The organism is Kribbella sindirgiensis (genome assembly GCF_004331435.1).
Taxonomy (GTDB): domain Bacteria; phylum Actinomycetota; class Actinomycetes; order Propionibacteriales; family Kribbellaceae; genus Kribbella; species Kribbella sindirgiensis.
The window spans coordinates 350199-363596 of record NZ_SJKA01000002.1 but is presented as its reverse complement, the minus strand read 5'-3'; the positions used below and the strand labels follow the sequence as shown (position 1 = coordinate 363596).

Below are 13398 nucleotides of genomic sequence, written 5' to 3'. Positions count from 1 at the left end.
CGGTATGAGCGTCGCGCGGTTCAAGGACCTGTGTGTGGACGTGGCGAGCCCGAGCGAGATGGCTGCCTTCTGGGGGCGGACGATCGGGCTGACCGCGCCGGCCGACAACCCGAACGTGCTCGTCGGTGACCTCCCGGAGAAGACCATCTGGATGTGCAAGGTCCCGGAGCCGAAGACCGTGAAGAACCGCGTGCACCTCGACGTGATCACCGGTGCCGTCGCGGACCTCGAACGCTCCGGCGCGACGGTCCGGTCCCCCGAGACCGAACACCAGCCCTGGACGGTGCTGGAGGACCCGGAGGGCGGTGAGTTCTGCGGGTTCGTCCGCGAGACGGTCCCGGCGTACCGGCTGATGGAGCTGATCGTCGACTCGGCCGACCCGGAGGCACAGGCGCGCTGGTGGGCGAACGTCGTCGGCGGCGACTTCTCGAGCCGCGAGGGCCGGCCGTACTACTGGCTCGAGAACGTCCCCGGTCTGCCGTTCAGGTACTGGGTCTTCAACCCGGTCCCGGAGCCGAAGACGGTCAAGAACCGCGTGCACTGGGACGTCACCGCACCCGCCCTGCAGCCCGTGCTCGACGCTGGTGCGACACTGCTGCGGCCCAAGGACGACGAGATCGGCTGGAACGTCTGCGCCGACCCCGAGGGCAACGAATTCTGCGTGTTCCTGCCCCCGGAGGCCCCATGAAGCTCGATCTGACCGTGTCCGCGTCCGACCTGACCGAGGCGCTGGTCAACGTCTCCTCGGTCAGCGGGACGGAGGAGAAGCTCGCGGACAAGGTCGAGAAGGCGCTCTCGGCGTACTCGCACCTGAAGGTCTTCCGGCACGGCAACACCGTCGTCGCCCGCACCGACCTCGGCCGCGCCGAGCGGGTCGTCCTCGCCGGTCACCTCGACACGGTGCCGCTCAACGACAACCTCCCGGCCCGCCGCGCCGACGGTCTGATCCACGGTCTCGGCGCGTGCGACATGAAGGGCGGCGTCGCGGTCGGGCTACGGCTCGCCGCGACCCTCGACGCGCCGAACCGGGACGTCACGTACGTGTTCTACGACTGCGAGGAGATCGAGGCCGAGCGGAACGGTCTGTTCAAGCTGACCCGCTCCAACCCGGAGCTGCTCGAAGGCGTGTTCGCGGTCGTGATGGAGCCGTCGAACGCGGTCGTCGAGGCCGGCTGCCAGGGCACGATGCGGATCGAGGTCAGCACCCGCGGCGAGCGCGCGCACTCGGCCCGGTCGTGGATGGGGTCGAACGCGATCCACGCGGCGGGTGAGGTGCTCGCGCGCCTCCAGGCGTACGAACCGCGACGGGTGCCGATCGACGGGCTCGAATACCGCGAAGGGCTGAACGCGGTCGCGATCACGGGCGGTGTCGCCGGCAACGTCGTACCGGATCTGTGCACGGTGACGATCAACTACCGGTTCGCGCCGAACCGGTCCGAGGAGGAGGCCGAGGCGCACCTGCGCGAGGTCTTCGAGGGGTACGACGTGGTCGTCACGGACTCCGCCCCGGGCGGGCTGCCGGGGCTCGAGCGGCCGGCCGCGGCGGCGTTCCTGCAGGTGGTGGGCGGGGAGCCGCAGCCGAAGTTCGGGTGGACGGACGTGGCCCGGTTCACGCTGCTCGGCGTACCGGCGGTGAACTACGGGCCGGGCGACCCGCTGTACGCGCACAAGCAGGACGAGTTCGTGCCCGAGGCCGAGATCGAGCTGTGTGAACAGCGGCTGAGGAGTTGGTTGACAGACCGCGCGTGATCGCGCCCGGTTACCGGTCAGGCAATAACCTGGAGGCATGTCAGAACCATCGATCCACCCCGACCGTCCGGTCGGCCAGCAGCAGCGCGGGCCGGTCACGATGCGGCGGAACCAGGTGCAGCACTCGACGTCCGAGCAGCGGCTGCTGGACAGCCGCGGGCCGTCGGACTGGGTGCACACCGACCCGTGGCGGGTGCTGCGGATCCAGTCGGAGTTCATCGAGGGCTTCGGCATGCTGGCCGAGCTCGGCGCCGCGATCAGCGTGTTCGGGTCGGCGCGGACCAAGGTGGACGACCCGATGTATGCCGCCGCCGAGGAGTTCGGGCGGAAACTGGTCGAGGCCGGGTACGCCGTGATCACCGGCGGCGGACCGGGCGTGATGGAGGCCGCGAACAAGGGCGCGTCCGAGGCCGGCGGGGTGTCGGTCGGGCTCGGCATCGAGCTGCCCTTCGAGAACGGCCTGAACGAGTGGGTCGACATCGGGATGAACTTCCGGTACTTCTTCACCCGGAAGACGATGTTCGTGAAGTACGCCCAGGGGTTCGTGGTGATGCCGGGCGGGTTCGGCACGCTGGACGAGATGTTCGAGGCGCTCACGCTGGCGCAGACGCGGAAGGTCACGTCGTTCCCGGTCGTCCTGTTCGGTACGTCGTACTGGGGCGGGCTGGTCGACTGGCTGCGGACCACGATGCTCGAGGACGGGAAGATCTCGGCCGCCGACCTGGAGATGTTCGTCGTCACCGACGACGTCGACGAGGCGATCAGCTACATCGTGAAGGCCGGCGAACTCGCCGACGAGGCCGCCGAGGAAGCCGCCCAGGAGGCCGCCCGCGAGGTCGACGCGGCGAACGACCCGGCCCGCCGAGCACACCGCCTAGGCTCCGACGGGAGCTGAGAGGTCGCGCAAGGCGGTGGCGCCTGCTGCGCGTCGTCCCGCGGGCACTGGGCGGCGTTGTCGTCGGTCGACAGGACTCCGTCCTGCCTCCCTCCTCCGCCTTGCCCAGCACTCCGCGGGACGACGCTCGCGACGGCGCCACCGCCTTGCGCGACCTCTAAATCCTGGGGACTTTCGCGGTTGACTCGCCCGGCATGGCACGATCGGTCCCGTGATGTGGTTCTTCGGGCTGATCGTGGTGCTGTTGATCGGGGCTGTCGCGGTAGTCGCCTCGGGTCGTTGGGGTGCCATGAGCACGGCGTACGACGACCGGCCCGACATGACCGTGCCGGCCCGGCAGGCGCTCACGTCGACCGATATCGAGTCGGCGCGGTTCGCGGTCGGGGTGCGCGGCTACCGGATGGACGAGGTCGACACGCTGCTCGAACGGGTCGCGAAGGAGGTCGCCGAACGCGACCGCCGGATCGCCGACCTGGAGCGTGCGGTCGCCCCGATCGTCGAGGCGCCGGACGGGCACGGGTTCAGCTCCCGCCCGTACGACCCGGCCGAGTTCGAGGACACCGGGACGCAGCAGCCGATCCTGGTCGGCGGCGCTTTCCCGGACCCCACCACCCAACCCACGCCAGCAGCCCAGCCCACCGACCCCGAGGAGTCCGCCGGGTCCGAGGCGGCTGAGGCAGCGGACACTGCGTCAGATGCCGCGACCGGTACAAGTGCTTCGTCGGCGGGTGCCGACGAGGCGGACGACGAGCCGGAGACGACCGAGTTGCCGCGGGCGGTCCAGGCAGCTGCCGACGAGTACGAGCGCTTGCAGGCGGAGGCCCGCGCCGTACTGGAAGCTCAGTCCCAACCGGTAACCCCACGCCGTACGCCGGCTCCACATCAGCAACCGCCCGCTCAGCAGAACCACCAGCCGGACCCGGCTCCCGCAGAACCTCCCGTCGAGCCCCCCACTGCCCACTGGACGTCGCTGCCGCCTGAGCAGGCGCCGGACGAGCCCGCCGCAGCACAGCAGCCGCCCGCGGACCAGCCGGCCCCGGAGCAGCAGGTGCAGACGCAGCAGCCGCCCGCGGACCAGCCGGGCCAGGAGAAGAAGCAGGCTCAGGGGGAGCAGGGGGATGAGGAAGGGTGGCGGTTCTGGCCGCCTGCGGATCAGCAGGGTGAAGGGGCGTATCAGCGCCCGAGCTGATGGACGCGACGAGGAGCTGTCACGCGGAGGCGTCGATCGGGTTGCGGCTGGCACCTGAGGTCGCCTGGGACGTAGTGATGGACTGGGAGCGCCAGTCCCGCTGGATGCTGTTCACGCGCGTCTGGGGGACCGAGAACGACGGTGTCGGCGTCGGCGGGGGAGTCGCGGCGCGGACTTCTGTCGGTGGCGTCGGGTTCACTGACGACATGGTCATCACACACTGGGATCCGCCGCGCGAGTGCACGGTGAAACATCTCGGCAAGGTCGTCCGCGGCACCGGGACGTTCGCGATCGAGCCGAGAGCGCTCGGCGGCGAATCGGTCGGCAGCACGTTCACCTGGTCGGAGGACGTCGTACCGCCGCTCGGGCGCCTGGGTGCGTTCGCCTGGCCGGTCGTGCGCCCGGCGTTCGAGGTGATGATGCGGATCTCGCTGCGGCGGCTGGTCAAGGAGGCCGGCGCATGACGGTCGTCGGACCGGACGGTCAGCCACGCTGCGGCTGGGCGACGTCCGCACCGGAGTACGTCGAGTATCACGACACCGAGTGGGGCAAGGAGATCCGCAGCGACGTCGCGCTGTTCGAGCGGATGACGCTCGAGGGGTTCCAGTCGGGGCTGTCGTGGATCACGATCCTGCGCAAACGGGAGAACTTCCGGGCCGCGTTCGCGCGGTTCGACCCGGAGACGATCGCGAAGTTCGACGACACGGATTTCGACCGGTTGATGGCCGATCCGGGGATCGTCCGCAACCGGCTGAAGATCAACGCGACGATCTCCAACGCGCGGGCGCTGCTCGAGCTGGCCGACGGCGAGTTCACCGACCTGCTCTGGTCGTTCCGGCCGGCGAAGCACATGGCCCCGAAGACGCTCGCCGACGTACCGGCCACAACGCCGGAGTCCGTGGCGATGTCGAAGGCCTTGAAGAAGAAGGGTTTCGTCTTCGTCGGACCCACCACCGCGTACGCGTTGATGCAGGCCACCGGCATCGTGAACGACCACCTGAAGACCTGTATAGCCCGGTAATCCGCGTGCACGTGCAGAAGCCTTTTGCAGATGCAAAAGGAACTTTGGCGGAATCAAAAGACAAACGGCTGAACGAGTTGTGCTTCGGGCACTGAACGTGATGAGGTGTTCAGCGGGCTCCCCGACTGTCAGGTGGTTGTCCGGCCGTGACTCGCCCTGCCGGAACGTGGTCGTGGAGCCCACCAAACGTTGGAGGGTGTCCGGTGAATCTGCCCCGGACACCCCTCTACGGCAGCGTGTTCGCGCCGTCCGCGGTGAAGGCCGTCCGGAACACATCGGTTCCGGTCAGACCGGACAGTTGGGTGCCGGTGGAGGTCGTCGTCAGGTACAGATTCGCTTCGGCGTAAGCATCTGCCGCGTCATCGTCCGCAGTACCGAACTGTCGCGTCCAGCTGCGCGCACGGTCCGGCGAGTACTTCGTCAGTACGCCGTCGAACTTGCCCACTGGTGTCTCCAACGATCCGTCCGTGAAGCCGCCGACGTACACGGCGCCGCCCGCATCCGCAGCCACCGCGGCGCCCTTGTCGTTGCCGGTCGTGCCGAACTGATCCCGCCACGTCAGTACGCCGTCCGCGTCGGCGCGAGCGACCAGGATGTCCTTGTCGCCGATCAACGGGCCCGCGAAATCGCCTGCGGTGTAACCGGTCAGATAGACCCCACCCGCCGGATCGGGCGCGACGCCCCACACCTCGTCGGAGGCAGTAGTGCCGAACTGTTTCGTCCACACCGGATCGCCGCCGCTCGAGTAGCGTGCGAGGAATCCGTCGATCCCGCCGGCCGACGTACCGAGTTCGCCGGCTGTCATCCCGGCCAGGTAGACCGCGCCGCCCGAGACCGCGACGGACATGCCCTTGTCCTCACCCGCGCTGCCGGTCTGCCGCAACCACACCTGCTTCCCGTCCGCGTCGAGCCGCGCGACGAACACGTCCTTGTCGCCCCGATTCGCCCCGCCCAGCGCGCCTTTCGTGTAACCGCCGACATACACCGAAGTCCCGTCGATGGCTACCGAGTAGCCCCGATCCGCCACCCCGGGTACGCCGAACTGCGTCAGCCACCGGCGATTCCCGTCGGCGTCGTACTGCGCCGCGAACGCGTCGTCCGTGGCGTTCCCCGCATGCGCGCCGTCCAGGTCGCCGTTCGTGTAGCCGGTCACGACAACCCGCCCTTCGGCGTCGACGGCAACGCCGTACGCGCGTTCCGTGCCGGTGGTTCCCAGTGATCGTGTCCACTCCCGCGATCCGTCGGCGCGGTACTTGATCAGCGCGACATCCGTGCCGCCGGCGTACGGCTGACCGTCCAGTGCGCCGGCCGCCGCGACCGCCTGATAAACGTTGCCTGAGGCATCTGTCGCGATGCCGCCGGCGCGGTCCTCGCCCGCCGTACCGGTGATCGCGGCCCGCATCGGTGTGGCGGGTGGCTTGCCCAGGTACTGGAAGACGTACTTCGCGCCTTCGGCGAACGTCGGTCCCCAGACGTCCCAGTCGTGCCCGCCGTCGACGACCCGGAACTCCGACGTGAGGGTCGGCACCCGCGCCGCCTGGTTGAACACCACATGCGTCTCGAAGTCGAGGTCGTGGGTGGCGTCGATCGGCTTCGGGTTCTTGTACTCGTCGTCGCCGACCGCGAGGAACAGATGCGACCGCAACCCGGTCGCCGCGAACGACTTCAGCGCGGCGGGCCAGTTCAGCTTCAGGTACGTCGACTCGACGAACGGATCCTGACCCTTGCCGAAGGCACCGAAATCGCGGGTGCTCGAATCGCTCGGCGGCAGCGGGAAGTACGCGGCCGGGCTGAGGGCGATCGCCGCGCCGAACACCTCCGGGTGCGCCAGCGAGTACCGGAGCGCGCCGGCGCCGCCCATCGAGTAACCGGCGACGGCGCGGCCGGTGCGGTCCGCGATGGTGCGGTACGTCGCGTCGATCTGCGGCACGAGATCCTTGAAGAACGCGGTCTCGACCGGTCGTCCCGGATCGACTCCCTGATATGCCGAATCGACGTACCAGCTCGCCCGGCTGCTCCACGGCGCGTCCGGCATGATCGCGATCGTCGGCGGGATCTCGCCGTTTCCGATCAGCTCGTCCAGGCGGCTCTTGACCTGCGTCCAGGCGCTCATCGAGTCCCCGCGCCCGTGCAGCAGATAGATGACCGGGTAGCGCCGGTCCGAAGCGTCGTACCCGGCCGGCAGGTAGACGTTGTAGTTGATCTCCTCACCGAGCGTCGCCGACCGCACGGCAGCGGGTTTGATGACACCCGGCGCGGCGGTCGGCGCGGCGGTGGATCCGGGGACGACGACGCTCCCGACCAGCGTGGCGGCGGTCAGGACAGGTAGCAGCAGTTTCCTCACACGTCAGGTTGTAATCGCTTACGTAAACGATTACAAGAGTGAGCGAGCCACCAGGTTGTCGGGGGAGCGCCCGCGTGGCGGGGCCGGTGAACACGTTATTTCCTGTGCACCGGCCCGGGTTCCTGGTCGCACCCCCGGTGGATGGCGCGGGTTAGCGGCCGGTGAAGGTGGGTTTGGTTTTGGCTACGAAGGATTCCACTGCGTTGTGGTGGTCTTCTGTGGCGCCGGTTTGCTGCATCTTTCCGGCCTCGAAGACCAGGGCCTCCGCGAGGGTGTGGCTTGCCGAGTAGCCGAGGGACTGGCGGACGGCGCCGTACGCGACCGTGGGGCCGGCTGCGAGTTTGGCGGCCAGTTCGGCGACGGCGGTCTCGAGGTCGGCGGCGGGGACGACCGAGGTGGCCAGGCCGAGGTCGAGGGACTCACCGGCAGGGACGGTACGCGGGAAGTAGAGCAGCTCGAGTGCCTTCGCGTGGCCGATCAGGCGGGGCAGCGTCCAGGAGATCCCGGTGTCGCAGGACAGCGCGATACCGGTGAACGCGAGGTTGAAGCCCGCGGTGTCGGCGACGACCCGGAAGTCGCACGCGAACGCCATCGACGCGCCGGCGCCGGCCGCCACGCCGTTGATCGCCGCGATCACCGGCTTCGGCATCTCGGCGAGCGCGAGCGCGATCGGCGCGAAATGGTCCGGCACCGTGCTCCACAGCGCCGCCTGATCGTTCGCCTGCAGCAGCCCGATGTGCTCCTTCAGGTCCTGCCCGACACAGAACGCCCGGCCGGTCCCGGTCAGTACGACGACGCGCACGGCCGGATCGTCGGCGGCACCCAGGATCGTGTCGCGGAGCAGCACCTTGGTCGGCGTGTCGAGCGCGTTCATCGCATCCGGCCGGTTCAGGGTGACCGTCGCGACACCCGCGTCGACGGCGTACAAGACGGAATCACTCATCGTGGTCAGCTCCTTGACGTTCTGTGAGATTTTCAGTGCTGTGTCAGGCAGTCGTCGACGAAACGCCCGGCCGCGGGGCCCAATCGTTCCGCATGGAAATCGAAGAACGCGGCCGCCTTCGTCCCGGCCCAGTCGGCCGGCAGCAGCTCGTCCGGCAGGCCCGGATCCCGGAACAGGAACTTGCGCCACTCGTGCACCAGTTCCGACCGGACGGCGAACGCCTGCTCGTCGCCGGTTTCCGTACCGGCCGCGTCCACGAGGGCCTTCGCCTCGATCAGCCAGGCGTCGTACGACGCGCCGAGCTCGTCGAGTTTCCAGACCCGCCGGGCGAACTCGACCGCGCCGGCATCGACCGGGGCCCGGAACCGGTCCGCGGCGATGCCCTCCTGGCCCAGGATCTGGTCCACCTCGGCGTCGTTGCGCAGCCCGACCCACGCGCCGTCGGACAGCGGAGCCCAACCCAGAAAGGAGAGTTGGCTCGCCAGCTGCTCGCGGCGCCGGGCGTTCGGGACCTCGCGGAGGATGCCCAGGTGCCAGTGCCGGTCCCAGTCGCCCGGTCCCTCGGAACCGGTCTCCACCGGCGTGCCGTCGGGTGTGGTCCGGTAGATGCGCGCGGCGGCGTCGTCGAGGCGGCGACGCGCCCGGGATGTCAACGCGTACCCGGGCTGGCCGTCGATCCTGACCGGCTCCAGCCAGCCCTGCCGGACCATCCGGGAGACGGCGGTCCGGACCGCGGGCGGGTGGACCCCGAGCGGTGCGAGCAGCAGCACGAGAGCCGCGACCGGGGCCTGCGCACCTCGCGCGCGCAGGTGGTCGCCGTACAGGTCGAAGAGGGCTGAACGGGCGTGCACAAGACTCGAGTCTGCCGTATGGTGCACGGCTCTGGCCCGGGATCGGGAATAATGGGGCCTGACGCACACAGATACACACTGCGATACGCGCCGACGGCGCATCACCGCAACGGCGCCGGTCACGGTTCCCAGCGCGGTGTCGTCGCTCAACACCGACACTGGGAAGGGGTGCGCGCATGGCGGCGATGAAGCCGCGGACGGGCGATGGTCCGCTCGAGGTCACCAAGGAGGGCCGCGGGATCGTGATGCGGGTTCCGCTCGAGGGCGGCGGTCGGCTCGTCGTCGAGCTCAACGCCGACGAAGCGACCGAGCTCGGCAACGCACTGAAGGCCGTCGTCGGCTGATCACGTCCTCCGGGGGTGTGTCCGCGCCCCTTACCTACATCACTCCGACCCCGGTGGGTGCCCTAGAGGGCGTCTCGGGACTCCGCGCCTACTGCGCGGCACTCGGCGGGCACCTCGCTGCACTGGAGCGAAGGGCACGATGAAACCACATCGAACCCTCCGCTCCAGCGCACCGAGGCACTCCGCCGAGCACCTGCTCGCTACGGCGCAGAGTCCCGAGACACCCTCTTTCCGGCACCGGCCGGGGTCGTTACGGTTGCCTAGCTCATATCTGATCAAACAGTGAGGTTCGACCCAGTGGCTCGCCGTGGTAGTTCGTCTCCCTTTCCCAGTCTTCCGGTCGTTGCCTGGCAGCCGGGTCTGCCGGTGCACGGGTCGTCGACGTGGGTTGTCGTCGTCGGTGAGCAGGACGGTCTGCCGGCCGCCGCGAAGGAGGCCGGGGGGCGGCTCGGCGTCGACCTCGACCGGCTGCTGGAGGTGCAGCGCGCGACCGGGTTCACCCCGTCCGCCGGTGCGACCGCGGCGTACCCGTTGCTGACCGGTGAGGTGACCGAGATCCTGCTGGTCGGTGCCGGTGACGGGAGCGCCAATGACCTGCGACACGCCGGGGCGGCGATCGCGCGGTTCGGCCGCGGCAAGGACGAGCTCACCACTGTCGTTGCCGAGGGCATCGATGACGCGGCGCTGCAGGCGTTCGCCGAGGGCGTCGTCCTCGGCTCGTTCTCGTACACCCAGAAGACCGTCGACGCGGGGAAGCCGGCCGTCGGCACCGTCACGCTGACCGACGGATCGGCCGACAAGCGGCAGCCGGTGATCGACCGCGGTGTCGTGATCGGGCGCACCGGCTGGCTGGCGCGGCAGCTCGCGATCACCCCGTCGAACGAGAAGGACCCGTCCTGGCTGGCCGCGCGGGCGACCGAGGTGGCCGCCGCGACCGGTCTCGAGGTGACGGTCTGGGACGAGAAGAAGCTCGCCGCCGACGGGTTCGGCGGCATCCTCGCGGTCGGCCAGGGCTCGACCCGCCCGCCGCGGCTGATCCGCCTCGACTACGTGCCGAAGGGCGCGACCAAGAAGACGCCGTACGTCGTCCTCGTCGGCAAGGGCATCACCTACGACACCGGCGGCCTGTCGCTGAAGCCGCGCGAGGGCATGGTGTCGATGAAGCGCGACATGACCGGCGGCGGCTCCGTGATCGCCACCCTGTCGGCGCTCCGCGACCTCGGCGCGAACGTCCGCGTGACGGGTCTCGTCTGCGCCGCGGAGAACATGCCGTCCGGTACGGCGTACCGCCCGGACGACGTGATCCGGCACTTCGGTGGCCGCACCACCGAGGTGAAGAACACCGACGCCGAGGGCCGTCTGGTCCTCGCCGACGGGCTCGCGTACGCGGTGCAGGAGCTGAAGCCCGACGTACTCGTCGACATCGCCACGCTGACCGGCGCGATCAAGGTGTCGCTCGGCGCGATGCTGTACGGCGGGATGTTCGCGACCGACGACGCGCTCGCGGACAACCTCGCGGACGCCGGCCGGGTGTCCGGCGAGGAGCTGTGGCGGATGCCGCTGCCGGCCGAGTACGAGGACCTGATCTCGACGCCGATCGCGGACTCGGTGAACAGCTCGAAGGGTCCAGGGTCGATCACCGCGGCGCTGTTCCTGAAGGCGTTCGCCGGCGACCTGCCGTGGGCGCACCTCGACCTCTCGTCGATCGCCGAGTCCCCGGCCGACCGATTCGAGTACTCGGTCGGCGCCACCGGCGCCGGCGCCCGCCTACTCAGCACCTGGCTGGCCTCCGAAACGCCGACCTCCGGCATCGGCTGACCCCCGCACCCCCCGCACCCCCGCGCCCCGCCCCCAGCCGCATTTAGTGGGTTGGCGTCCGAGATGCAGGGTTTGCGTCCCGGATCTCGGACGCCAACCCGGCATCTGATGGGTGGACCCACGAGAGGGCTATCCACAGATTGCGGTAACGGGCAGCGGGGGAGCGCGTCTGGGCCCGATGCTGGTGGGGTGAATCCTCGACTGAAGACGATCGCGGCCGGGCAGGGCGGTGTGGTCAGCAGAGCGCAGGCGATGAGCGCCGGGTACACCCGGGAGCAGATCAATCGACGGCTGGGCGACGGACGCTGGGAGCGGATCCGGTATGGGCAGTACGCCGAGTGCCTGGATCTGCGCGACCTGCCGATGTGGGAACGCGAACTCTTCCGTCACCGGCGCCTGGTCCACGCCGCGGTGAACTCCATGTGCCCGGGATCCGCGATCGTGAGTCATCACTCCGCGCTCGTCATGCACGGCGTACCGGTCTGGCAGGCTGACCTGTCCGAGGTCCAGTTGACGCGTGCGGCCGGCATGCGGAGCGGACCGAAGACCGGAGTGCGTCACCACCGATCGAGGCTCGGCGCTTCGGACGTGACAGCCGTCGCCGGGCTCGCCGTGACCGCGTTGACCCGGGCAGTGGTCGAGGTCGCCGGTACGTCGTCGTTCGAGGCGGCGGTGGTCAGCGCCGACGCGGCGTTCCGGCGACCGGAGGTGAGCGCCGACGAGCTGCTCCGGCTGCGCGAGGTCACGCACAACTGGCCGGGCGGCCCGCGGATTCGTGCGGTGCTCGACTTCGCCGATGCTCAGGCCGAGTCCGTCGGCGAGACCCGGCTGCGGGTTCTCTTCCACAACGAGGGCATGCCGGTGCCGGTGCTGCAGGCGGAGTTCGCGGATGCCGACGGCTTCATCGGACGCGTGGACTTCTACTTCCCCGAGTACAACACCGTCGTCGAGTTCGACGGCCTGGCGAAGTACGGGGAGGGGACTCGTGAGGCGCTGATTCGCGAGAAGCTGCGCGAAGACCGCCTCCGGGCCTTGGGGCTGGAGGTCGTCCGGATCATGTGGGCAGACCTCGAGCATCCGGCGCGTACGGCGATGCGCATCCGGCAGGCGTTCGCCCGCGCCCGCCGTACCCCGCTCGCCAGCTGACGCTGCCTCCCACACCGGTCGGCGAACCCGACCGTGCTCCCGGCGATCCCCAGCATCTGGTGGGTTGGCGTCCGAGATGCTGGGTTTGCGTCCCGGATCTCGGACGTAAACCCGGCATCTGATGGGTGGACCCACGAGAGGGCATGAGCTCGGGTATACCAGGGCCACGGTCGATCGGATCGCGGAGGCTGGCGTCGGCGCGCACTGCGCTGGGTCAGGCGCCGATTGCGTCCAGCTCGGCGACGGCGTCGGCGGGGAGTACGAGGTCGCGGGCGGCGATGTTCTCGCGCAGGTGGGCGAGTGACGATGTACCCGGGATGACGACGCTGGTCGTGGAGCGCTGGAGGAGCCAGGCGAGGGCGACCTGCTGCGGAGTGGCGTCGAGCCGGGCCGCGACCTTCGCCAGCGTCTCGGACTGCAGCGGGGTGAACCCGCCCAGCGGGAAGAACGACGCGTACGCGATGTCGTTGTCGGCGCAGTAGTCGACCACGTCGTCGTCCGAGCGGTTCACGAGGTTGTACAGGTTCTGGATGGTCACGATCGGCGCGATCGCCTGTGCCTCACGGATCTGCGGGATCGTCACGCTGCTCAGGCCGAGGTGCTTGATGAGGCCCTGCTGCTGGAGCTCGACCAGCGTGCTGAACGACTCCGCGATCGACTCCTCGCTGTGGCCTTCGTGCGCCATGCTGCGCAGGTTGACCACGTCGAGGACGTCGAGACCGAGGTGCTCGAGGTTGTCGTGGACCTGGCGGCGCAGTGCGTCCGGTGCGAGGTCCGGGATCCAGCTGGCGTCGTCGCCGCGCCGGGCGCCGACCTTGGTGACCAGGACCAGGTCCGCCGGGTACGGGTGCAGCGCCTCCTTGATGATCTCGTTGACCACGGTCGGTCCGTAGAAGTCGCTGGTGTCGATGTGGGTGACGCCGAGCGCGACGGCCTCCCGCAGGACGGCGATCGCCTGGTCGCGGTCCTTCGGCGGCCCGAAGACACCTGGACCGGCGAGCTGCATCGCGCCGTACCCCATCCGGGTGATGGTCAGGTCCTCGGCGAGGGTGATGGTTGAGTTCGTCATGTCTCCACTGTTCGTCGGCGCGCACCGAA

General features: G+C 69.5%; 13 protein-coding genes. 9 read left to right on the top strand and 4 right to left on the bottom strand.

Going from position 1 to position 13398, the window contains the following annotated elements; genetic code table 11:
* The first annotated feature begins 4 nt into the window (after window positions 1-4).
* From E0H50_RS06280 to E0H50_RS06255, 6 genes are all read left to right on the top strand, one after another.
* Window positions 5-688 (top strand): VOC family protein, encoded by a 684-nt coding sequence (locus E0H50_RS06280; RefSeq protein WP_131285625.1) that lies wholly within the window; start codon window positions 5-7, stop codon window positions 686-688.
* A complete protein-coding gene (gene dapE, locus E0H50_RS06275) occupies window positions 685-1749 on the top strand; it encodes a succinyl-diaminopimelate desuccinylase (RefSeq protein WP_131285624.1) in 1065 nt (354 codons plus the stop codon). The genes E0H50_RS06280 and dapE overlap by 4 nt, the downstream gene beginning before the upstream one ends.
* Before the next feature lie 37 nt (window positions 1750-1786).
* Window positions 1787-2644 carry an LOG family protein gene (locus E0H50_RS06270; protein WP_131285622.1) on the top strand — a complete coding sequence of 286 codons (858 nt, stop codon included), beginning with the start codon at window positions 1787-1789 and terminating at the stop codon, window positions 2642-2644.
* 214 nt (window positions 2645-2858) lie between these two features.
* Window positions 2859-3833, top strand: coding sequence for a DivIVA domain-containing protein (locus tag E0H50_RS06265; RefSeq protein ID WP_272948491.1), 975 nt, complete (start codon window positions 2859-2861; stop codon window positions 3831-3833).
* Window positions 3833-4297 carry an SRPBCC family protein gene (locus E0H50_RS06260; protein ID WP_131285619.1) on the top strand — a complete coding sequence of 155 codons (465 nt, stop codon included), beginning with the start codon at window positions 3833-3835 and terminating at the stop codon, window positions 4295-4297. The genes E0H50_RS06265 and E0H50_RS06260 overlap by 1 nt, the downstream gene beginning before the upstream one ends.
* Window positions 4294-4854 carry a DNA-3-methyladenine glycosylase I gene (locus tag E0H50_RS06255; RefSeq protein WP_131285618.1) on the top strand — a complete coding sequence of 187 codons (561 nt, stop codon included), beginning with the start codon at window positions 4294-4296 and terminating at the stop codon, window positions 4852-4854. Before E0H50_RS06260 ends, E0H50_RS06255 begins: the two co-directional genes overlap by 4 nt.
* Before the next feature lie 226 nt (window positions 4855-5080).
* Here the strand turns inward: E0H50_RS06255 and E0H50_RS06250 are convergent, their stop codons facing one another.
* The 3 genes from E0H50_RS06250 to E0H50_RS06240 all read right to left on the bottom strand — a co-directional run bounded on the left by E0H50_RS06250 (window position 5081) and on the right by E0H50_RS06240 (window position 8992).
* Window positions 5081-7198, bottom strand: a complete 2118-nt coding sequence (locus E0H50_RS06250) for an alpha/beta hydrolase-fold protein (RefSeq protein ID WP_131285617.1) — start codon at window positions 7196-7198, stop codon at window positions 5081-5083.
* Window positions 7199-7349: 151 nt separating this feature from the next.
* Window positions 7350-8141: an enoyl-CoA hydratase/isomerase family protein gene (locus E0H50_RS06245; protein WP_131285615.1), complete on the bottom strand. Its 792-nt coding sequence runs from the start codon at window positions 8139-8141 to the stop codon at window positions 7350-7352.
* Between the two features lie 32 nt (window positions 8142-8173).
* On the bottom strand, window positions 8174-8992 hold the full coding sequence (locus tag E0H50_RS06240) for a PaaX family transcriptional regulator (protein WP_131285613.1): 819 nt from the start codon (window positions 8990-8992) through the stop codon (window positions 8174-8176).
* A 176-nt stretch (window positions 8993-9168) separates the two neighbouring features.
* Here E0H50_RS06240 and E0H50_RS06235 point away from each other — a divergent pair, with 176 nt between their 5' ends.
* From E0H50_RS06235 to E0H50_RS06225, 3 genes are all read left to right on the top strand, one after another.
* Window positions 9169-9336, top strand: coding sequence for a DUF3117 domain-containing protein (locus E0H50_RS06235; protein WP_012923066.1), 168 nt, complete (start codon window positions 9169-9171; stop codon window positions 9334-9336).
* A 297-nt stretch (window positions 9337-9633) separates the two neighbouring features.
* A complete protein-coding gene (locus tag E0H50_RS06230) occupies window positions 9634-11154 on the top strand; it encodes a leucyl aminopeptidase family protein (protein ID WP_131285612.1) in 1521 nt (506 codons plus the stop codon).
* A gap of 189 nt (window positions 11155-11343) precedes the next feature.
* A complete protein-coding gene (locus E0H50_RS06225) occupies window positions 11344-12300 on the top strand; it encodes a type IV toxin-antitoxin system AbiEi family antitoxin domain-containing protein (protein WP_165547011.1) in 957 nt (318 codons plus the stop codon).
* A gap of 214 nt (window positions 12301-12514) precedes the next feature.
* On the opposite strand, the gene E0H50_RS06220 is transcribed toward E0H50_RS06225, so the two are convergent.
* Entirely contained in the window at window positions 12515-13369 is an 855-nt protein-coding gene (locus E0H50_RS06220) for an oxidoreductase (RefSeq protein WP_131285609.1), read from the bottom strand.
* Window positions 13370-13398: the final 29 nt, after the last annotated feature.